Origin of the sequence: Variovorax sp. PMC12 (assembly GCF_003019815.1) — a bacterium.
Lineage (GTDB): Bacteria > Pseudomonadota > Gammaproteobacteria > Burkholderiales > Burkholderiaceae_C > Variovorax.
The window spans coordinates 1,875,450-1,895,124 of sequence record NZ_CP027773.1; the positions used below are offsets into that span (position 1 = coordinate 1,875,450).

Below are 19,675 nucleotides of genomic sequence, written 5' to 3' on the forward strand. Positions count from 1 at the left end.
CTGAAGAAGGCCGCGCGGGCGATCAGCCCGGCTGGCCTTGCACGGCCACCGATGCACCGGCGGGCGCGGCCTTGGCCGGTGACGCGGCCGTGGCGGGCGCGCCGCGGCCGAGGTTGGCCGAGACGATGCGGTCCACTTCGGCGTCGGCGCCGCGGTCGAGCTGGCTGTAGACCTGCGTCTGCACCAGCGCGGCAGGGCGCGGCGCGTCGGCCAGCATCTTGCCGCTCTTGGACGAGATGTCGATCTCGGCATCCATCGACAGGCCGATGCGCAGCGGGTTGGCCTTCAGCTGTTCCGGGTCGAGCGCGATGCGCACGGGCACGCGCTGCACCACCTTGATCCAGTTGCCGGTGGCGTTCTGCGCGGGCAGCAGCGCAAAGGCGCTGCCGGTGCCCACGCCCAGGCCGGCCACCTTGCCGGTGTACTCGACCTTCTTGCCGTAGACGTCGGCGGTGAGCTTCACGGGCTGGTCGATGCGGATGTTGCGCAGCTGCACTTCCTTGAAGTTGGCGTCGACCCACAGCTGGTTGAGCGGCACGATCGACATCATCGGCGTGCCTGCGGCCACGCGCTGGCCGAGCTGCACGGTGCGCTTGGCGACGTAGCCGTCGACCGGCGCGGGCATGGCCACGCGCTGCGTGGCGAGGTAGGCCTCGCGCACCTTGGCGGCGGCGGCCAGCACGCTGGGGTGCTGGGCCACGCTGGTGCCTTCGGTCAGCGACTGGTTGCTGACCAGCGCTTCCTTGGCGGCGACCACGCCGGCCTGCGCCGCCGCGAGCTGGCTCCTGGCGGTGTCGAGCTGCGTCTCGGCGTGGTTGAGTTCTTCCTTCGACACGGCGCCGTTGCCCGACAGCGCGCGGCGGCGCTGCAGGTCGTCCTGCGCCTTGGCGACGTCGCTCTGCGCCTTCACGATGTCGGACTGGCGCAGCGTGACCTGCGCGGCCAGCGAGCCGTTGTTGGCGTACAGCGTGCGCACCTGGCGCACGGCCTGCGCGAGCGCGGCCTCGGCCTGCTCGAGCGCCACCTTGGCGTCGGCCGGGTCGAGCTGCACCAGCGGCTGGCCGGCCTTCACGAAGTCGGTGTCGTCGGCGTTGATGGCCATGACGGTGCCGCCGATCTGCGGGGTGATCTGGATCACGTTGCCCGACACGTAGGCGTTGTCGGTGTCCTCGTAGTGGCTGGCGACCAGCCATTCGTAGAGGCCCCAGCCGCCGCCGGCGACGATGACCACCGCGGCAAGCGCGGTGAGTGCGCGGCGGCGCTTGCCGTTGCTGGCGGGCGCCTCCGCAGCGGCGGGAGCTGCGGCTGCAGCGGGCGTCGGAGTGTTGTTATCGCTCATGATGAAGTTCTTTCCGAAGACGAATGAATCAGGTCTGTTCAGTTCTGCGCGGCCGGGGCTGCAGCCGTGGTGGTGGAAGGCTGCTGCCAGCCGCCACCCAGCGCGCGGGCCAGCGCCACCTGCGTGTCGAGCGCGCGCGCGGCGAGGTCGACCGCCAGGCGGCGTTGCTGCAGCACGGAGGTTTCCGCAGTCAGCACGTTGAGGTAGTTGCCGAGGCCCGCGCGGTAGCGCTGCACGGCGATGTCGTAGGCGCCTTCGGCCGCGGTCTGTGCGGCGCGCTGCTCGGCCTGCTGGCGTGCGATCGACTGCGCGCTCGTCACCTGGTCGGCGGCGTCGCGCACCGCGTCGACCACGGTGGCGTTGTAGCTTTCGATGGCCACATCGAGGTCGGCCGACTTGCCGCGCAGGTTGGCGCGCAGCTTGCCGCCTTCGAAGATCGGCAGGCTGATGGCGGGGCCCACGCCCCACTGCTCGCTGCCCGACTTCAACAGCTTGCCGAAGCCCAGCGCCTGGAAGCCGGCGAAGGCCGTGAGATTGACGTTGGGATAGAACAGCGTCTTGGCATTGGCCACGTCGCTGGTGGCGGCCTCCACGCGCCACCGAGCGGCGGCGATGTCGGCGCGGCGGCCCAGCAGGTCGGCCGGAATGTTCGCCTGCAGCGCAATGGGCTTGACCTCGCCCAGCAGCGGCGGCTTGAGCGACTGCGACACGTTGGGCTGGGCCACGAGCGCGTCGAGCGCATGCTGCTGCAGCGCGATCTGCTCGTTGAGCGATTCGATCTGCTGGCGGGCTTCGGGCAGGCCGCCTTCGCTCTGGCGCAGTTCGAGGCTGGTGTCGAGGCCTGCGGAGACGCGGTCGCGCACGAGCCGGAGCGTTTCGTCGCGTTGCGCCAGGGTGCGCCTGGCCACGGTGAGCTGGTCGTTCAGTCGGGCCCACTGGAAGTAGCTGCGCGCCACGTTGCTCGCGAGCAGCACGCGGGCCGCGTCGGCATCGGCGGCGGCGGCGTTGGCAGCGCCGATGGCGGTGTCGAGCGCGCTGCGGTTCTTGCCGAAGAAGTCGAGCTCCCAGCTCGCACCGAGCTGCAGCAGGCCGATGTTCTGGATCGAGCCGCCCAGCGGTGCCGGGTAGATGTAATTGCTGTTGAACTTCTGGCGGTTCAGGTCGAGCTCGCCGTTGACCTTGGGCTTGAGGGCGGCGCCGGCGATGTCGGCGGAAGCCTGCGCACGTGCGAGGCGGGCCTGCGCGACCTGCAGGTTGGGGTTGCCGGCCACGGCCTGGTCGATGAGCGTGTTGAGCTGCGGATCGCCGAAGGCGAGCCACCACTGGCTGTCGAGCCGGGAAACCGGCACCGCGGCGCTGTCGGGGGCGATGCCCAGCGACGACGCGTCGCGCAGCTTGGCCTGCGAGCCGATGCCGGCCATGTCGGCGCAGCCTGCCAATGCGACCACCAGCAGTGCGGCAGCCACGACGGGAGTGCGACGCAACGCGCGCACGGCGAGGGAATCAGTCATTTTTATCTCCACGGGCTGCGAGAGCCTGTGCGTTGTCGAGGATGCGGCGCAAGTAACCCTTGAGCTGCTCCCATTCCTCGGTTGTGAAACCTGCGAGATGTTCGTTCTGCACGCGGCTGAGCACGTACGGCACTTCCTTGGCGGCGGCACGGCCTTCGTCGGTGAGTTCGATGTTGACGACGCGGCGGTCTTCCAGCGAACGCACGCGGCGGCAGAGGCCCTTGGCTTCGAGGCGGTCGAGCAGGCGCGTCATGGCGCCGGTGTCGAGCTCGCAGGCGCGGGCCAGTTCGGCCACGGTGGTGGCGGCGCCGACGTGCAATTTGTACAGCGGCACCCATTGCGGATAGGTCGGCCCGCCGGGCTCGCACATGCGGGTTTCCACTGCCTGCCCTACTGCCGTCACGATGCGGCGCATCAGATAGCCGATGCTGTCTTCGGTCAAGTACGTCTCCGCTCGGTAGAAAACAGGCGGGCGACGCTCTGCGTCGGCGGAGGCCGGCACGGCTTCTGGGGTGTTTGCATCGCTCATGGCCAAAATATTATCTGCCGAGGCAATTATTGTCAAGGCCGCCTTTGTAGGGGCAAGGGTTCGGTAGAATCGCCCCATGGCTTCTACCCCTCCGTCTTCCATGGCCAAGGGCTCGCCCCGGTCGCTGTCGGGCCTGAGCCCTTTTCTTCGCCCCTACCGGGTCCAGATCGTCCTGGCGGGGGTGTTTCTGGTGATGGCGGCGGTCACTACGCTGGCTTTCCCTATCGCCTTGCGTAGTCTGATTGACGGAGGCTTCGTCAACCCCGACAAGGGCGCGCAGACGATGGCGCTGCGCGACCACTTCGGCGCCCTCTTCGCCGTGGCCGTGGCGCTGGGTCTTTTCTCCGCCGCGCGCTTCTACACGGTGAGCTGGCTGGGCGAGCGCGTCACCGCGGACATCCGCAACGCGGTCTACGGGCACGTGCTGAAGCAGAGCCCGGCGTTCTTCGAGACCACGCAGACCGGCGAGGTGCTGTCGCGCCTCACGGCGGACACCACGCTGGTCCAGACGGTCGTCGGCTCCTCGCTCAGCATGGGCTTGCGCAACGCGGTCATGGGCGTGGGCGCGCTGGCGGTGCTGGTCTGGACCAATCCCTATGTGATGGTGCAGGTGCTGGGCATCCTGGTTCTGGTGGTGCTGCCGAGCATGTGGTTCGGCCGCCGCGTGCGCAAGCTGTCGCGCGCCAGCCAGGACCGCGTGGCCGATTCGAGCGCCATCGCCGCCGAGGTGCTGAACGCGATTCCTGTGGTGCAGAGCTACACGGCCGAGGACCGCGAAGCCTCGCGCTTCAACGGCTCGACCGAAAACGCCTTCCGCACCGCGGTGCGCCGCACCAAGGCGCGCTCCGTGCTGGTGGCGTTCATCATCATCGCCACCTCGGCAGCGCTGCTCTGGGGCCTGTACCAGGGCACGCAGGCGGTGCTGCGCGGCGACATCACGGCCGGCCACCTGGGCCAGACGGTCGTGTACGTCGCCATTCTTGCCAGCGCCACCGCGGTGCTCGGCGAGGTCTACGGCGACCTGCTGCGCGCAGCCGGCGCCACCGAGCGCCTGATGGAGCTGCTGCACGCGCCCGCCGCCATCGTCTCCCCGGCCAACCCGGCGGTCACGCCGGTGCCTGCCGCCGGCAGCGCCATCCGCTTCGACGCGGTGACCTTCCATTACCCCTCGCGGCCGGGCACGCCGGCGCTGCGCGACTTCAGCCTCGACATCGCGCCGGGCGAAACAGTGGCGCTGGTCGGCTCGAGCGGCGCCGGCAAGAGCACGGTGTTCCAGCTGCTGCTGCGCTATTACGACCCGCAATCCGGCCGGCTGGTGCTCGACGGCGCGCCGCTGACTTCGCTCGCCCTGCCCGACCTGCGCACCCGCATCGGCCTGGTTCCGCAGGATGCGGTGATCTTCTCGGCCAGCGCTTTCGAGAATATCCGCTATGGCCGCCCCGAGGCCACCGCCGAAGAAGTGCACGCGGCCGCCCGCGCCGCCTTCGCCCACGACTTCCTGCAGGCGCTGCCCGAGGGCTACGACACTTTCCTCGGCGAGCGCGGCGTGCGCCTGTCGGGCGGGCAGCGTCAGCGCATCGCGATCGCGCGGGCCATGCTCAAGAATCCGCCGCTGCTGCTGCTCGACGAAGCCACGAGCGCGCTCGACGCGGAGAGCGAGCGCATGGTGCAAGCCGCGCTCGAGTCGGCCATGGAAGGCCGCACGACGCTGGTGATCGCGCACAGGCTGGCAACGGTGCAGAAGGCCGACCGCATCATCGTGCTGGACCACGGCGGCATCGTCGAACAGGGAACGCACGCCACGCTGGTGGCACAAGGCGGCGTGTATGCGCGCCTCGCGGCGCTGCAGTTCACGGCCTGAGCAGGCTGCTTGCTGCTACTGCAGCGTTTCCTTCAGCGCGGCGGGAATCGGCAGCGCCATCACCGGGATGCCCTCGTCGAGCAGCGCTTCGGTCTGCTCGGGCGTCGCCTGCCCGCGGATGCCGCGCTCGCGGGTTTCGCCGTAGTGCATCTTGCGGGCCTCGTCGGCAAAGCGCTCGCCGACGTCTTCGGTCTTGGCCAACACCTCGCGCACGGCGCGCATCCAGCGGGCTTCGGGCGAGAGGTCGGCGGGGGCGTTCGGGCCGACAGCCGCGGGCGCCGCGGCTTCCGGCGCCTTGGCATTGCCCAGGTTCAGGCGCGGCGCGCTCAGCAGCTTGACGATGGCGGTGTCGCCGCAGACCGGGCATTCGACCAGCCCGCTCGCCAGTTGGCTGTCGAAGGCTTCGTTGGACGCGAACCAGCCTTCGAAGCCATGGCCGTGTGCGCAGCGGAGATCGAGAACCTTCATGCGCGGATTATCCCGCGCCGCCTTGGGAGCCCAGGGCCGTCCAGTCCAGTGCCCATGCGCCCGAAATGACGTTCTGCAGCCACAGGGTGCAGGTCAGCGTCTTGGCATCGGTGACGGTGCCGTCGCGGCACCAGCCGGCCAGATCTTCGGGCGTGGCCGTGAACACGTCGAGGAACTCGCCGTGGTCGAGCTGGCGTTCGCCGAGCGAAAGGCCGCGCGCGAAATAGATGTGGATGATTTCCGTCGAGTACGCCACCGCCAGGTGCATGGCGCCCGCATGCGCCCATTCGCGCGCGGTGTAGCCCGTTTCCTCGAGCAGTTCGCGCTTGCCGCAGACGAAGGGGTCTTCGCCCGCATCGAGCTTGCCGGCCGGGAACTCGACCATCACCTGGCCGACGGGGTAGCGGAACTGGCGCTCGAGCACCACCCGGCCGTCGTCCAGCATCGGAATCACCACCACCGCGCCGGGGTGCACCACGTACTCGCGCGTGGCGGTATTGCCGTCGGGCAGGCGGATGGTGTCGCGCTTGGCCTTGAGGAAGTTGCCCTTGAAGAGGTCTTCGCTCTTCGTGAGCTCTTCCCTCAGGTGCGAATCGGAGTTGGAAGATGCAGTCGTCATGTCGTCCTCAATGCCTGTGTTTCATCAGGTAGCGCCAGGTGAACCCCGGAAAGGCGAGCACGATGAACAGCGAGCCCGTCACCGCATAGAACTCCCAGCCCTGCGCCGCGATCTGCCCTGCCCTGCGCTCGAACAGCAGCCCGATGCCACCAGCCAGAAAGTACAAGACCACCAGCTCGGCGAGCCGCACCGCGAGCGACTTGGCATTCGTCGGCAGCGGCACGACGCCGAACAGGCGGTCGTTGAAGAACGGCAGGTTGGCGGCCACGAGGGCCACCAGCAACACGACCCAGACAGACGCGGTTTGCGACACCCGAGGTCGGCCGCGTCAGTGGGCCAGCGTGGCCACGATCGCGTCGTAGCAGAGCGTCATCAGTCCGCCGGGCACGATGCCCAGGATCAGGATCAGCGCGCCGTTGATGGTGAGCACGGTGCGCACGTCGCGCGGTGCCGACACGGTGGTGGCCGTGACCGGTGCGTCGAAGTACATGACCTTGACCACGCGCAGGTAGTAGAACGCGCCGATCAGCGACATCATCACCGCGAACACCGCCAGCCCGATGTAGATGGCGTGGCCCGAGGCGATCAGCGCCTGCAGCACCGCCAGCTTGGCGTAGAACCCGACCAGCGGCGGCAAGCCTGCCAGCGAGAACATCGCGATGGCCATCACGCCTGCGTACAGCGGGCTGCGCTGGTTGAGGCCGGCGAGATCGGTGATCTCTTCGCTCTCGAAGCCTTCGCGTGCCAGCAGCAGGATGATGCCGAAGCTCGCCAGCGTGGTCAGCACGTAGGTCACGATGTAGAACATCGAGGCGCTGTAGGCGTACTGGGCGTTGTAGGTGCCCTGCTGGTCCGAGCCGGCGACCAGGCCGAGGAGCATGAAGCCCATCTGCGAGATCGTCGAATACGCCAGCATGCGCTTCAGGTTGCTCTGCGCGATGGCGGCCAGGTTGCCGACCAGCAGCGAAGCGATGGCGAGCACGGCCAGCATCTGCTGCCAGTCGATGGCCAGCGGCTGCAGCGCGTCGACCAGCAGGCGGATGATGATGGCGAAGGCAGCCAGTTCAGGCGCGGCGCCGATCAGCAGCGTGATCGCGGTCGGTGCGCCCTGGTAGACGTCGGGCACCCACATGTGGAACGGCGCAGCGCCCACCTTGAATGCCAGGCCGGCCACGATGAACACCAGGCCGAACACCAGCACCTGGTGGTTCACCTTGCCGCTCGCGATGGTCTTGAATACTTCGTTGACGTCGAGCGAGCCGGTCGCGCCGTACATCATCGACAGGCCATACAGCAGGAAACCGCTGGCCATCGCGCCGAGCACGAAGTACTTCATGGCGGCTTCGCTGGCCACCGCGTTGTCGCGGCGCAGCGCCACCAGCGCATAGCTCGACAGCGTGAGCAGTTCGAGGCCCAGGTAGATCAGCAGGAAGTTGCTGCCCGAGATCATCACGAACATGCCCAGCAGCGCGAACATGCTGATGGTGAAGAGCTCGCCGCCGCGCAGCATCTCGCGGTCGCCCGCATAGGGACGGCCGTAGACCAGCGTGACCATCAAGGCGACGGTGGCGAAGCACTTGAGCCAGTTGCCCATCGGGTCGCTGACGACCATGCCGCCGAAACCGTAGGCGGTCTTGCCGTCGTGGGCCTGGAGGCCCGACAGCACGGCGACCACGGCCAGCGTGAGCAGCGTCAGCACATAGGTGCGGGTACGGCGCGGGCTCGTGTCCGACAGGTCGACCAGTGCAATGATGCAGGTCATGACCAGCAACACGATTTCAGGGTAGATCGTGACCCAGCTGATTTTGTCAATCATCTCGTTCTCTTCTTCAGCGTGGCATCAGGAGGGCAGCTTCGAAACTGCCACGTGGCGCAGGAGCTCGGTCACCGAGGCATCCATTGCATCAGTGAAGGGCTTCGGATACAGACCCATCCACAGCACGGCAATTGCCAGCAGGGCCAGCATCAGGAATTCGCGGGCATTGATGTCCTTGAGTTCCTTGACGTGGTCGTTGCCGACCGGGCCGAGGTACACGCGCTTGTACATCCAGAGGGTGTAGGCCGCGCCGAAGATCAGTGCGGTGGCGGCGCCAAGGCCGATCCAGAAGTTGGCCTTGACGGCACCCAGGATCACCATCCACTCGCCCACGAAACCGGCGGTGCCCGGCAGGCCGCAATTGGCCATGGCGAACAGCAGCGCGAACGCGGCGAACTTGGGCATGGTGTTGACCACGCCGCCGTAGTCGGCGATCTGGCGCGAGTGCACGCGGTCGTACAGCACGCCGATGCCCAGGAACATGGCGCCCGACACGAAGCCGTGCGCAATCATCTGCACGATGCCGCCGGACACGCCCAGCTCGTTGAAGATGAAGAAGCCCAGCGTCACGAAGCCCATGTGGGCGACCGACGAATAAGCCACCAGCTTCTTCATGTCCTGCTGCACCAGCGCGACCAGGCCCACGTAGATCACCGCGATCAGCGACAGCGCGATCATGAGCCAGGCCCATTCGTGCGAGGCGTCGGGAGCGATCGGCATCGAGAAGCGCAGGAAACCGTAGGCACCCAGCTTCAGCATGATTGCGGCCAGCACGGCGGAGCCGCCGGTGGGCGCCTCGACGTGCACGTCGGGCAGCCAGGTGTGCACCGGCCACATCGGCACCTTCACGGCGAAGGCCGCGAAGAAGGCAAAGAACAGGAAGGTCTGCGCGGTCGAACCCAGCGGCAGCTTGTGCCAGGCCAGGATGTCGAAGCTGCCGCCCGACTTGTTGTACAGGAAGATCAGCGCCACCAGCATCAGCAGCGAGCCGAGCAAGGTGTACAGGAAGAACTTGAACGCCGCGTAGATCTTGTTCGGGCCGCCCCAGATACCGATGATCAGGTACATCGGGATCAGCGTGGCTTCGAAGAACACGTAGAACAGCACGCCGTCGAGCGCGGCGAACACGCCGATCATGAAGCCCGACAGGATCAGGAACGCGCCCATGTACTGGTTCACGCGTTCGGTGATCACTTCCCAGGCGGAAATGACGACGATGACCGTGATGAACGACGTCAGCAGCACCAGCCAGAGCGACAAGCCGTCGACCCCGAGGTGGTAGTTGACGTTGAAGCGCGAGATCCAGCTCGTCTTCTCGACGAACTGCATGGCGGCGGTTCCATTCTGGAAGCGCGTGAACAGCGGCACCGTGACCAGGAAGCTCACGATGGCACCGACGAGCGCGACCCAACGGACGCCCCTGGCGTGCTCGTCACGGCCAAACGCCAGCAGCACGGCGCCGAATGCGATCGGCACCCAGATGGCAAGGCTCAACAAACCCATTTTTCTTTTTCTCCAGCGCTTAGGCTCAGCGTTTGAACCAGACGAAGTACGTCATCAGGACGAAGATGCCGAGCAGCATCGCGAAGGCGTAGTGATAGATGTAGCCCGACTGCATCCAGCGCACCACACCCGAAATCCGGCCGATCACTTTCCACGAGCCGTTCACGACCGCGCCGTCGATCAGCGCCTGGTCGCCGCCCTTCCACAGGCCGGTGCCGAGGGCACGGGTGGCGCGGGCGATGACGTTCTCGTTGAACCAGTCCATGTAGTACTTGTTCTCGAGCAGGCGGTAGATCGGGCCGAAGGCACGCTTGATGGCGGCCGGCAGCGCCGGGTTGATCATGTACATGTACCAGGACAGGACCACGCCGGCCAGCGCCAGCCAGAACGGCGCCGTCGTCAGGCCGTGGATGGCCATGGCCACCGGGCCGTGGAAGCCTTCTTCCAGCTCCTTCATGGCATGGTGCTTGGCACCGTCCACGAAGATCGCGTTCTTGAAGAACTCGCCGAACAGCATCGGCTCGATCGTCATGAAGCCGATCACCACCGACGGGATGGCCAGCAGCACCAGCGGCAGCCAGACGACCCAGGGCGACTCGTGCGGCTTGTGGTCGTGGTGGCCATGGCCGTGGTCGTCGTGCGCGTGGTCGTCATGGTGCGCGTCGGGGTTCTGGTCGTAGCGTTCCTTGCCATGGAAGACTAGGAAGTACATGCGGAACGAATAGAACGCCGTGATGAACACGCCGGCCAGCACCGCGTAGTACGCGAAGTTCGCGCCCCACAGGTGGCTTTCGTGCACCGCTTCGATGATGCTGTCCTTGGAGTAGAAGCCGGCGAAGAACGGCGTGCCGATCAGCGCGAGCGAACCCAGCAGCGAGGTGATCCAGGTGATGGGCATGTACTTGCGCACGCCGCCCATCCAGCGGATGTCCTGGTTGTGGTGCATGCCGATGATCACCGAGCCGGCACCCAGGAACAGCAGCGCCTTGAAGAACGCGTGCGTCATCAGGTGGAACACCGCGACCGAATAGGCCGAGGCACCCAGCGCCACCGTCATGTAGCCGAGCTGCGACAGCGTCGAGTACGCGACCACGCGCTTGATGTCGTTCTGGATGATGCCCAGGAAGCCCATGAACAGCGCGGTGATGGCGCCGATCACGAGGATGAAGCTCAGTGCCGTGTCGCTCAGCTCGAACAGCGGCGACATGCGCGCCACCATGAAGATGCCGGCGGTCACCATGGTTGCCGCGTGGATCAGCGCCGAGATGGGCGTCGGGCCTTCCATCGAGTCGGGCAGCCACACGTGCAGCGGGAACTGCGCGCTCTTGCCCATCGCGCCGATGAACAGGCAGATGCAGATCACGGTGATGAGCATCCACTCGGTGCCCGGGAACGTGATGCCGGCCAGCGTGCCTGCCTTGGCGAAGGCTTCGGTGTAGTTCAGCGTGCCGGCGTAGGCGGCGATCAGGCCGATGCCCAGGATGAAGCCGAAGTCGCCCACGCGGTTGACCAGGAAGGCCTTCATGTTCGCGAAGATCGCGGTCGGCTTGTTGAACCAGAAACCGATCAGCAGGTACGACACCAGGCCCACTGCCTCCCAGCCGAAGAACAGCTGCAGCATGTTGTTGCTCATGACGAGCATCAGCATCGAGAAGGTGAACAGCGAGATGTACGCGAAGAAGCGGTTGTAGCCGTCGTCTTCTTCCATGTAGCCGATGGTGTAGATGTGGACCATCAGCGACACGAAGGTCACGACGCACATCATCATGGCGGTGAGGCCGTCGACCATGAAGCCGACTTCCATCTTCAGGCCGCCCACGACCATCCACTCGTAGAGGGTGGCGTTGAAGCGGGCACCGTCGACGATCACGCTCTTGAGCGTCATGGCCGAGATGATGAAGGCGACCAGCACGCCCAGGATGGTGAGCGAGTGCGTGACCTTGCGGCCGATGTGATTGCCGCCGAACTTGGTGCCGAACAGGCCGGCGATGGCTGCGCCGACCAGGGGTGCCAGGGGCACGGCCAGCAAGGTGGATGCGGAAAGGGTTGCGCTCATGTTGCTGTCAACCCTTGAGCGAGTTGAGTTCGTCCACGTTGATGTTCGACTTGTTGCGGAACAGCAGAACCAGCAGCGCCAGCCCGATGGCCGACTCGGCCGCGGCCACCGTCAGGATGAAGAACACGAAGATCTGTCCGTGCATGTCGCCCAGGAAGTGGGAGAACGCCACGAAGTTCATGTTGACCGCCAGCAGCATCAGCTCGATGGCCATCAGCAGAACGATCAGGTTCTTGCGGTTCAGGAAGATGCCGATCACGGAGAGCGCGAAGAGCATCGCGCCGAGCGAAAGAAAGTGTCCGAGCGTGAGCGTCATGCCTTGTTTTCCTTTGCCGCGTCCGCAGTTGCTGCTTCAGCCACCGGTTCGGCGGCGCGCGTCGCGGGCATCTGCACGATGCGCACGCGGTCACGCGCCTTCACGCGAACCTGGTCGGCCGGGTTGGTGTACTTGCTGTCCTTGCGAGTGCGCAACGTCAGGGCAATGGCGGCCACGATGGCCACGAGCAGGATGACAGCGGCAATTTCGAGCGGATACAGGTATTGCGAATACAGCAGCTTGCCGAGTTCGAGCGTGTTCGAACTGTCGGGGGCCATGGCACCGCTGGTGACGCGCGCCTCGCCGAGGCGGAAGCCGCCCATCAGCACGGCGGCCATTTCGAGCGCGATGAGCGCGCCTACGCCCGCCGCCAGCGGAAAGTGCTTCCAGAAGCCCTCTCGCAGGCTGTCGACGTTGATGTCCAGCATCATCACGACGAACAGGAACAGCACCATCACGGCGCCGACATACACCAGCACCAGCGAGATCGCGAGGAACTCGGCGCGCAGCAGCAGCCAGATGGCCGATGCCTGGAAGAAAGCCAGCACCAGGTACAACGCGGCGTACACGGGGTTGCGGGAAGTGATGACGCGGAACGCTGCGAACAGCAGCACCGCGGCAAACAGATAGAACAGACCGGTCTTGACGTCCATTGGAATTCGAATTGGTACGGGGTTCGGGCTGGTCGGATCAGCGGTACTTGGCGTCGGCCGCCTTGTTCGCTGCAATTTCTTTTTCGTAGCGATCGCCAACGGCCAGCAGCATGTCCTTGGTGAAGTACAGGTCGCCGCGCTTCTCGCCGTGGTATTCGAAGATGTGCGTCTCGACGATCGAGTCGACCGGGCAGCTTTCTTCGCAGAAGCCGCAGAAGATGCACTTGGTCAGGTCGATGTCGTAGCGCGTGGTGCGGCGCGAGCCGTCGTCGCGCACATCGGATTCGATGGTGATGGCCAGCGCCGGGCAGACGGCTTCGCAGAGCTTGCAGGCAATGCAGCGCTCTTCGCCGTTTTCGTAGCGGCGCAGTGCGTGCAGGCCACGGAAGCGCGGCGACAGCGGCGTCTTCTCTTCGGGGAACTGCACGGTGATCTTGCGGGCGAAGGCGTACTTGCCGGTGATGGCCAGGCCCTTGAACAGCTCGAACAGCATGAAGCTGCCCAGGAAGTCCTTGAGCGAGAACGGCGCGGACGGTGTTGCGGTGTGCGCAGCAGACATGATTGTTGGCGCTTCCTGTTATTTCCAGATGTTGAACGGCGTCTGCATCCAGCCACCGACCACGACCAGCCACACGAGGGTGACGGGAATGAAGATCTTCCAGCCCAGACGCATGATCTGGTCATAGCGGAAGCGCGGGAACGTCGAGCGAACCCACAGGAACATGGTGACCACGCAGAAAGTCTTCGCGCCCAGCCAGATCCAGCCCGGAATGAAGCTCAGGAACTCGAACGGGGGCAGCCATCCGCCGAGGAACAGCACCACGGTCAGGATCGAGACGAGCCACATGTTGGCGTACTCGGCCAGGAAGAACATCGCGAAGCTCATGCCCGAGTACTCGATCATGTGGCCGGCCACGATTTCCGACTCGCCTTCCACCACGTCGAACGGGTGGCGGTTGGTTTCGGCCAGGCCCGAAATGAAGTAGACGACGAAGATCGGCAGCAGCGGCAGCCAGTTCCACGACAGGAAGCCGACGCCCATGTTGGCGAACATGCCCTTGCCCTGGACGTTCACGATCTCGCTCATGTTCAGGCTGCCGGTGACCATCAGCACCACGACGAAGCAGAAGCCCATCGCGATTTCGTAGCTCACCATCTGTGCCGAGGCGCGCAGCGCGCCCAGGAAGGCGTACTTCGAGTTCGAGGCCCAGCCGGCGATGATCACGCCATACACCTCGAGCGAGGTGATGGCCATCACGAACAGCAGGCCGGCATTGATGTTGGCCAGCGCCACGTCGGGGCCGAAGGGAATCACGGCCCATGCGGCGAGCGCCGGCATGATGGTCATGATCGGGCCCAGCAGGAACAGGCCCTTGTTGGCGACCGTCGGAAGAATGATTTCCTTGGTCATCAGCTTGAGCGCGTCGGCGATCGGCTGGAGCAGGCCCAGCGGTCCGATGCGGTTCGGGCCGATACGGATCTGCGTGAAGCCGATGGCCTTGCGTTCCCACAGCGTGAGGTACGCCACGGCCAGCATCAGCGGGATCACGACCACGATGATCTTGATCAGCGTCCAGACCACGGGCCAGACCACGCCGGTCCACCAGCCTGCGGCAACCAAGCCCTGGCCGAAGCCATGAATGGTGTCGACGATCATGCCAGTGCCTCCTCGGCACGAGCGGCCACGTTCGAACCAGCCGATGCGTTGCGTGCGTCGGCGGTCAGTTGCAGCGACGGTGCGCGGCGCACGATCGAGTCGAGCTGGTAGATGCTCGCCACCACGGGCGCGGCAACCACGCCGCTGGAAGCGACTGCATTGGCGGAGGTCGCGTTGCTCAGTGCGTTCGCGGGAACGGCGCCCTTGTCACCCACCGTGGCCAGCACTTCGGCGGTCGATTCGAACGCGAAGCCCTGCAGGCCCAGCAGGTTGGCCAGCACGCGCAGCACCTTCCACGCCGGGCGCGTTTCGCCTTGCGGCTTCACGACGGCATGGAAACCTTGCATGCGGCCTTCGGCATTGACGAAGGTGCCAGGGGTTTCGGTGAACGGAGCGATCGGGAGCAGCACGTCGCTGAACTCGAGGTTGGCCTTGAAGGGGCTCAGCGTGACGACCATCTGCGCATTGCCGATGACATCGGCCGCGGCCTTGCCTGCAGCCGAGTCGAACACCGGCTCGGTGTTCAGCAGCAGCACGGCCTTCAGGCCGGAGCCGGCGGCGAGCATGCGGCCGGCATCGAGGCCGCCGTTCTTCGGGAACGCGCCGACGAGCTGCGCGCCCACGGTGTTGGCGGCTTCGGTCAGGTAGCCGACGGTGGCGCCGGTTTGCGCGCCGATCCAGTTCGCCAGCGCCAGCAGGCTGCTGGCCTGGGCGTGGTGGGCGGCGGCGTTGCCGAGAAGCACGGCCTTGCGTTCACCGCTGAGCAGCGAGGCCGCGATGGCCTTGGCGGCGTCGTCCGGTGCGTTCTTCGGGGCCAGCGGCGCGGCTGCGCCATTGGTCTCGCCGATGGCGGCGGCCACTGCGGCCAGCGCCTCGACCCACTGGTCGGCTTCGACGATGCTCGACTGCGCCACGTCAATGGCCCAGGCGTTGCGGTCGGCCATGAGGCTGGCCGAGGTGATCACCGACAGCGCGGCGCCCTTGCGCACGGCCTGGCGGATGCGCTGCGCGAACAGCGGATGTTCCTTGCGCAGGTTCGAGCCGACGACCAGCGCGCGCTGCACCTGCGTGAGCGAGGCGATCGAAGTGCCGAGCCAGCGCACGCCTTCGAACGCCGTGAATTCGGCGTTGCGCAGGCGGTAGTCGATGTTGTCGCTGCCGAGCTCACGCGTGAGCATGGTGGCGAGCTGCAGCTCCTCGAGCGTGCTGTGCGGGCTGACCAGCGTGCCGATGCTCTGCGCACCGTGGTCGGCCTTGATCTGCTTGAGGCCGTTGGCGACGTACTCGAGCGCCGTCTGCCAGTCGACCTGCTGCCATTGGCCGCCCTGCTTCAGCATGGGCTGCGTCAGGCGCTCGGTGCCGTTGAGCGCTTCGTACGAGAAACGGTCGCGGTCGGCGATCCAGCATTCGTTGACGTCTTCGTTCTCGAGCGGCACCACGCGCATCACGCGGTTGTTCTTGACCTGGACGATCAGGTTGGCGCCGGTGGAATCGTGCGGGCTCACCGACTTGCGGCGCGACAGTTCCCAGGTGCGGGCGCTGTAGCGGAACGGCTTGCTCGTGAGCGCGCCGACCGGGCAGATGTCGATCATGTTGCCCGACAGCTCGGAGTCGACCGAGTCGCCGACGAAGGTCTCGATTTCGGAGTGCTCGCCGCGGTGCGACATGCCGAGCTCCATCACGCCGGCCACTTCCTGGCCGAAGCGGACGCAGCGCGTGCAATGGATGCAGCGGCTCATTTCTTCCATGCTGATCAGCGGGCCGACGTCCTTGTGGAACACGACGCGCTTTTCTTCCTCGTAGCGCGAGGAAGAACCGCCGTAGCCCACGGCCAGGTCCTGCAGCTGGCATTCGCCGCCCTGGTCGCAGATGGGGCAATCCAGCGGATGGTTGATCAGGAGGAACTCCATGACCGACTGCTGCGCCTTGATGGCCTTCTCGCTCTTGGTGCGAACGATCATGCCTTGCGTGACGGGCGTGGCACAGGCCGGCATCGGCTTGGGCGCTTTTTCCACGTCGACGAGGCACATGCGGCAGTTGGCCGCGATGCTGAGTTTCTTGTGATAGCAGAAGTGCGGGATGTACGTGCCCGCCTTGTCGGCCGCATGCATCACCATGCTGCCTTCGGTCACTTCGACCTTCTTGCCGTCGAGTTCGATTTCGATCATGAGTATGTTTCTTCTCGCGCTCAGGCCTTGACGGGCGCCGTCGGAACGTGGCCCGGAATCAGGGCTTCGAACTCGTGACGGAAATGCTTGATCATTGCGCGCACAGGCATGGCCGCAGCATCGCCGAGCGCGCAGATGGTGCGGCCCATGATGTCGCCGGCGACGGAGTCCAGCAGTTGCATGTCGCTGGGCTTGCCCTGGCCGTTGTGGATGCGGTCCACCACGCGGTAGAGCCAGCCCGTGCCTTCACGGCACGGCGTGCACTGGCCGCAGGACTCGTGCATGTAGAAGTACGAGAGGCGCTTGAGCGACTCGACCATCGAGCGGCTGTCGTCCATGACGATCACCGCGCCCGAACCCAGCATGGAGCCGGCCTTGGCGATGGAGTCGTAGTCCATGGTGCAGGCCATCATGATGTCGGCCGGCAGCACCGGCGCCGACGACCCGCCGGGGATCACGGCCTTCAGCGTGCGGCCCTTGCGCACGCCGCCGGCCAGTTCGAGCAGCTTGGAGAACGGCGTGCCCATGGGCACTTCGTAGTTGCCGGGCAACTCGACGTCGCCGCTCACCGAGTAGATCTTGGTGCCGCCGTTGTTCGGCTTGCCGCACTCGAGGTAGGCCGGACCGCCGTTGCGGATGATCCAGGGCACCGCCGCGAAGGTCTCGGTGTTGTTGATGGTCGTCGGCTTGCCGTACAGGCCGAAGCTGGCCGGGAACGGCGGCTTGAAGCGCGGCTGGCCCTTCTTGCCTTCGAGCGATTCGAGCAGCGCGGTTTCTTCGCCGCAGATGTAGGCGCCGAAACCGTGGGCGGCGTGCAACTGGAAGTTGTACGTGCTGCCCATGATCTTGTCGCCCAGGTAGCCGGCGGCGCGCGCTTCCTCGAGGGCTTCCTCGAAGCGGTCGTAGGTCTGGAAGATCTCGCCGTGGATGTAGTTGTAGCCCACGCTGATGCCCATGGCATACGCGGCGATGGCCATGCCTTCGATCACGATGTGCGGGTTGAACTGCAGGATGTCGCGGTCCTTGCACGTGCCCGGCTCGCCTTCGTCGGAATTGCAGACGAGGTACTTCTGGCCCGGGAACTGCCGGGGCATGAAGCTCCACTTCAGGCCGGTCGGGAAACCAGCGCCGCCGCGGCCGCGCAGGCCCGACGCCTTGACTTCGGCGATCACCTGGTCGGGCGTGAGGCCCTCGGTGAGGATCTTGCGCAGGGCCTGGTAGCCGCCGCGCGCCTCGTAGTCGGCCAGACGCCAGTTGGTGCCGTCGAGGCCCGCATAGATCTGCGGCTCGATGTGGCGGTCATGGAAACAGGTCTGGACGCCCGTTGCCTGGAACTGCTGTAGAACTTGTTCGGGCGACATCACGAAGCCTCCCCTTTGGCGGCCGGTGCGGCACTGCGCAGGCCGTCGATGAGCTGGTCGAGCTTTTCGTTGCTCATGAAGCTGCACATGGTGCGGTCGTTGACCAGCATCACGGGCGAATCGGCGCACGCGCCGAGGCATTCGCTCTGCTGCAGCGTGAACAGGCCGTCGGCCGTGGTCTCGCCCATCTTTATGCCGAGCTTCTTCTCGAGGTGCACGAGGGCGGTGACGCCGTCACGCAGCTGGCAAGGCAGGTTGGTGCACACGTTGAGCTTGAACTTGCCAACCGGGTGCTGGTTGTACATGTTGTAGAAGGTCGTCACTTCGTGCACGGCGATGGGCGCCATGCCGAGGTACTCGGCAATCTCGCGCTCGCGCTGCAGGCTGACGAAGCCCTCGTCCTGCTGGACGATGGCCAGGCAGGCCATCACCGCGGATTGCTTGCCTGCTTCGGGGTACTTGGCCACCTCGCGCGCAAAGCGCTCGAGAATCGCCGGCCGCAGAGGGGAAGAAGGCGCCAGAGGCGCCGTGTCATGGTGGGTCGAGGAAGTCATTCGCTCTTTCTCACCTGTCGATCTCGCCGAACACGATGTCCATCGTGCCGATCACCGCGACAGCGTCGGCGATCATGTGACCGCGCGACATTTCGTCGAGGGCGGCGAGGTGCGGGAAACCAGGGGCGCGGATCTTCAGGCGGTACGGCTTGTTGGCGCCGTCGCTCACGAGATAGATGCCGAACTCGCCCTTCGGGTGCTCGACGGCGGCATACGCCTCGCCTTCGGGCACGTGGAAGCCTTCGGTGAAGAGCTTGAAATGGTGGATCAGCTCCTCCATGTTCGCCTTCATCGATTCGCGCGCGGGCGCGGCGACCTTGTGGTTGTCGGTGATGACAGGACCGGGGTTGGCGCGAAGCCAGGCCGAGCACTGCTGGATGATCCGGTTGGCCTGGCGCATTTCTTCCACGCGAACCAGGTAGCGGTCGTAGCAGTCGCCGGTCTTGCCGACGGGCACATCGAACTGCATGCGGTCGTAGACGTCGTAGGGCTGCTTCTTGCGCAGGTCCCACTCGATGCCCGAGCCGCGCAGCATGGGGCCGGTGAAGCCCAGGTTCAGCGCGCGCTCCGGCGTGACGACGCCGATGCCCACGGTGCGCTGCTTCCAGATGCGGTTGTCGGTGAGCAGCGTCTCGTACTCGTCGACCATCTTCGGGAAGCGCTTGCAGAAGTCGTCCACGAAGTCGAGCAGCGAGCCCTGGCGGTTCTCGTTGAGCTTCTCGATGGCCTTCGCGTTCTTGATCTTGCTGACCTTGTACTGCGGCATCGCATCCGGCAGGTCGCGATAGACGCCGCCCGGACGGAAGTACGCCGCGTGCATGCGCGCGCCGGACACGGCTTCGTACATGTCGAACAGGTCTTCACGCTCGCGGAAGCAGTAGATGAGCATGTTCATCGCACCGCAGTCCAGGCCGTGCGCGCCGAGCCACAGCAGGTGGTTCAGCAGACGGGTGATCTCGGCGAACATCACGCGGATGTACTGCGCGCGCTCCGGCACCTCGAGGCCCATCATCCGCTCGATGGCCAGGCAGTAGGCGTGCTCGTTGCTCATCATCGACACGTAGTCGAGACGGTCCATGTACGGCAGCGACTGGATGAAGGTGCGCGATTCGGCGAGCTTTTCGGTCGCGCGATGCAGCAGGCCGATGTGGGGGTCGGCGCGCTGGATGACTTCGCCGTCCAGCTCGAGCACCAGGCGCAGCACGCCGTGTGCCGCCGGATGCTGGGGACCGAAGTTGAGTGTGTAGTTCTTGATTTCGGCCAT

Annotated in this window: 18 protein-coding genes; 1 reads left to right on the plus strand and 17 read right to left on the minus strand. The window is 65.8% G+C overall.

Annotated elements, in window-relative coordinates:
* Nucleotides 1-22: 22 nt before the first annotated feature.
* The 3 genes from C4F17_RS08770 to C4F17_RS08780 are packed head-to-tail and all read right to left on the minus strand — an operon-like array spanning nucleotide 23 to nucleotide 3,379.
* Nucleotides 23-1,339 (minus strand): HlyD family secretion protein, encoded by a 1,317-nt coding sequence (locus tag C4F17_RS08770; RefSeq protein WP_081266591.1) that lies wholly within the window; start codon nucleotides 1,337-1,339, stop codon nucleotides 23-25.
* A 38-nt stretch (nucleotides 1,340-1,377) separates the two neighbouring features.
* On the minus strand, nucleotides 1,378-2,850 hold the full coding sequence (locus tag C4F17_RS08775) for an efflux transporter outer membrane subunit (protein ID WP_106934975.1): 1,473 nt from the start codon (nucleotides 2,848-2,850) through the stop codon (nucleotides 1,378-1,380).
* Nucleotides 2,843-3,379 carry a MarR family winged helix-turn-helix transcriptional regulator gene (locus tag C4F17_RS08780; RefSeq protein WP_081266589.1) on the minus strand — a complete coding sequence of 179 codons (537 nt, stop codon included), beginning with the start codon at nucleotides 3,377-3,379 and terminating at the stop codon, nucleotides 2,843-2,845. Before C4F17_RS08780 ends, C4F17_RS08775 begins: the two co-directional genes overlap by 8 nt.
* A 76-nt stretch (nucleotides 3,380-3,455) precedes the next feature.
* Here C4F17_RS08780 and C4F17_RS08785 point away from each other — a divergent pair, with 76 nt between their 5' ends.
* Nucleotides 3,456-5,240, plus strand: coding sequence for an ABC transporter transmembrane domain-containing protein (locus C4F17_RS08785; RefSeq protein ID WP_106934976.1), 1,785 nt, complete (start codon nucleotides 3,456-3,458; stop codon nucleotides 5,238-5,240).
* A gap of 15 nt (nucleotides 5,241-5,255) precedes the next feature.
* Here C4F17_RS08785 and C4F17_RS08790 read toward each other — a convergent pair whose 3' ends face one another.
* The 14 genes from C4F17_RS08790 to C4F17_RS08855 are packed head-to-tail and all read right to left on the minus strand — an operon-like array spanning nucleotide 5,256 to nucleotide 19,675.
* A complete protein-coding gene (locus C4F17_RS08790) occupies nucleotides 5,256-5,708 on the minus strand; it encodes a DUF1178 family protein (RefSeq protein ID WP_106934977.1) in 453 nt (150 codons plus the stop codon).
* 7 nt (nucleotides 5,709-5,715) lie between these two features.
* A complete protein-coding gene (locus C4F17_RS08795; protein ID WP_106934978.1) occupies nucleotides 5,716-6,327 on the minus strand; it encodes an NUDIX domain-containing protein in 612 nt (203 codons plus the stop codon).
* A gap of 7 nt (nucleotides 6,328-6,334) precedes the next feature.
* On the minus strand, nucleotides 6,335-6,640 hold the full coding sequence (locus C4F17_RS08800; RefSeq protein WP_106934979.1) for a DUF2818 family protein: 306 nt from the start codon (nucleotides 6,638-6,640) through the stop codon (nucleotides 6,335-6,337).
* A 15-nt stretch (nucleotides 6,641-6,655) separates the two neighbouring features.
* The gene (gene nuoN / locus C4F17_RS08805; RefSeq protein WP_106934980.1) at nucleotides 6,656-8,143 is read right to left on the minus strand and encodes an NADH-quinone oxidoreductase subunit NuoN; all 1,488 of its coding nucleotides are present in this window, start codon (nucleotides 8,141-8,143) and stop codon (nucleotides 6,656-6,658) included.
* Nucleotides 8,144-8,167: 24 nt separating this feature from the next.
* Nucleotides 8,168-9,646, minus strand: a complete 1,479-nt coding sequence (locus C4F17_RS08810; protein ID WP_081266583.1) for an NADH-quinone oxidoreductase subunit M — start codon at nucleotides 9,644-9,646, stop codon at nucleotides 8,168-8,170.
* A gap of 25 nt (nucleotides 9,647-9,671) precedes the next feature.
* The gene (gene nuoL, locus C4F17_RS08815) at nucleotides 9,672-11,702 is read right to left on the minus strand and encodes an NADH-quinone oxidoreductase subunit L (protein ID WP_106934981.1); all 2,031 of its coding nucleotides are present in this window, start codon (nucleotides 11,700-11,702) and stop codon (nucleotides 9,672-9,674) included.
* 7 nt (nucleotides 11,703-11,709) lie between these two features.
* Nucleotides 11,710-12,018 (minus strand): NADH-quinone oxidoreductase subunit NuoK, encoded by a 309-nt coding sequence (nuoK, locus tag C4F17_RS08820; protein ID WP_019653383.1) that lies wholly within the window; start codon nucleotides 12,016-12,018, stop codon nucleotides 11,710-11,712.
* Nucleotides 12,015-12,671, minus strand: a complete 657-nt coding sequence (locus C4F17_RS08825; protein ID WP_081266581.1) for an NADH-quinone oxidoreductase subunit J — start codon at nucleotides 12,669-12,671, stop codon at nucleotides 12,015-12,017. Before C4F17_RS08825 ends, nuoK begins: the two co-directional genes overlap by 4 nt.
* 37 nt (nucleotides 12,672-12,708) lie before the next feature.
* Nucleotides 12,709-13,230: an NADH-quinone oxidoreductase subunit NuoI gene (gene nuoI / locus C4F17_RS08830; RefSeq protein ID WP_042579825.1), complete on the minus strand. Its 522-nt coding sequence runs from the start codon at nucleotides 13,228-13,230 to the stop codon at nucleotides 12,709-12,711.
* Nucleotides 13,231-13,248: 18 nt separating this feature from the next.
* A complete protein-coding gene (nuoH, locus tag C4F17_RS08835) occupies nucleotides 13,249-14,328 on the minus strand; it encodes an NADH-quinone oxidoreductase subunit NuoH (RefSeq protein ID WP_409195238.1) in 1,080 nt (359 codons plus the stop codon).
* A complete protein-coding gene (nuoG, locus tag C4F17_RS08840; RefSeq protein WP_106934982.1) occupies nucleotides 14,325-16,496 on the minus strand; it encodes an NADH-quinone oxidoreductase subunit NuoG in 2,172 nt (723 codons plus the stop codon). The genes nuoH and nuoG overlap by 4 nt, the downstream gene beginning before the upstream one ends.
* A gap of 20 nt (nucleotides 16,497-16,516) precedes the next feature.
* Nucleotides 16,517-17,857, minus strand: a complete 1,341-nt coding sequence (gene nuoF, locus C4F17_RS08845; RefSeq protein WP_106934983.1) for an NADH-quinone oxidoreductase subunit NuoF — start codon at nucleotides 17,855-17,857, stop codon at nucleotides 16,517-16,519.
* Nucleotides 17,857-18,411: an NADH-quinone oxidoreductase subunit NuoE family protein gene (locus C4F17_RS08850; RefSeq protein WP_199851934.1), complete on the minus strand. Its 555-nt coding sequence runs from the start codon at nucleotides 18,409-18,411 to the stop codon at nucleotides 17,857-17,859. The genes nuoF and C4F17_RS08850 overlap by 1 nt, the downstream gene beginning before the upstream one ends.
* Nucleotides 18,412-18,421: 10 nt before the next feature.
* A complete protein-coding gene (locus C4F17_RS08855; protein WP_106934984.1) occupies nucleotides 18,422-19,675 on the minus strand; it encodes an NADH-quinone oxidoreductase subunit D in 1,254 nt (417 codons plus the stop codon).

Bases quoted from the DNA above. Each gene is read 5' to 3' on its own strand.
- C4F17_RS08770 (WP_081266591.1), bottom strand. From the start codon at position 1,339: ATGAGCGATAACAACACTCCGACGCCCGCTGCAGCCGCAGCTCCCGCC.
- C4F17_RS08775 (WP_106934975.1), bottom strand. From the start codon at position 2,850: ATGACTGATTCCCTCGCCGTGCGCGCGTTGCGTCGCACTCCCGTCGTG.
- C4F17_RS08780 (WP_081266589.1), bottom strand. From the start codon at position 3,379: ATGAGCGATGCAAACACCCCAGAAGCCGTGCCGGCCTCCGCCGACGCA.
- C4F17_RS08785 (WP_106934976.1), top strand. From the start codon at position 3,456: ATGGCTTCTACCCCTCCGTCTTCCATGGCCAAGGGCTCGCCCCGGTCG.
- C4F17_RS08790 (WP_106934977.1), bottom strand. From the start codon at position 5,708: ATGAAGGTTCTCGATCTCCGCTGCGCACACGGCCATGGCTTCGAAGGC.
- C4F17_RS08795 (WP_106934978.1), bottom strand. From the start codon at position 6,327: ATGACGACTGCATCTTCCAACTCCGATTCGCACCTGAGGGAAGAGCTC.
- nuoN (WP_106934980.1), bottom strand. From the start codon at position 8,143: ATGATTGACAAAATCAGCTGGGTCACGATCTACCCTGAAATCGTGTTG.
- C4F17_RS08810 (WP_081266583.1), bottom strand. From the start codon at position 9,646: ATGGGTTTGTTGAGCCTTGCCATCTGGGTGCCGATCGCATTCGGCGCC.
- nuoL (WP_106934981.1), bottom strand. From the start codon at position 11,702: ATGAGCGCAACCCTTTCCGCATCCACCTTGCTGGCCGTGCCCCTGGCA.
- nuoK (WP_019653383.1), bottom strand. From the start codon at position 12,018: ATGACGCTCACGCTCGGACACTTTCTTTCGCTCGGCGCGATGCTCTTC.
- C4F17_RS08825 (WP_081266581.1), bottom strand. From the start codon at position 12,671: ATGGACGTCAAGACCGGTCTGTTCTATCTGTTTGCCGCGGTGCTGCTG.
- nuoI (WP_042579825.1), bottom strand. From the start codon at position 13,230: ATGTCTGCTGCGCACACCGCAACACCGTCCGCGCCGTTCTCGCTCAAG.
- nuoH (WP_409195238.1), bottom strand. From the start codon at position 14,328: ATGATCGTCGACACCATTCATGGCTTCGGCCAGGGCTTGGTTGCCGCA.
- nuoG (WP_106934982.1), bottom strand. From the start codon at position 16,496: ATGATCGAAATCGAACTCGACGGCAAGAAGGTCGAAGTGACCGAAGGC.
- nuoF (WP_106934983.1), bottom strand. From the start codon at position 17,857: ATGTCGCCCGAACAAGTTCTACAGCAGTTCCAGGCAACGGGCGTCCAG.
- C4F17_RS08850 (WP_199851934.1), bottom strand. From the start codon at position 18,411: ATGACTTCCTCGACCCACCATGACACGGCGCCTCTGGCGCCTTCTTCC.
- C4F17_RS08855 (WP_106934984.1), bottom strand. From the start codon at position 19,675: ATGGCCGAAATCAAGAACTACACACTCAACTTCGGTCCCCAGCATCCG.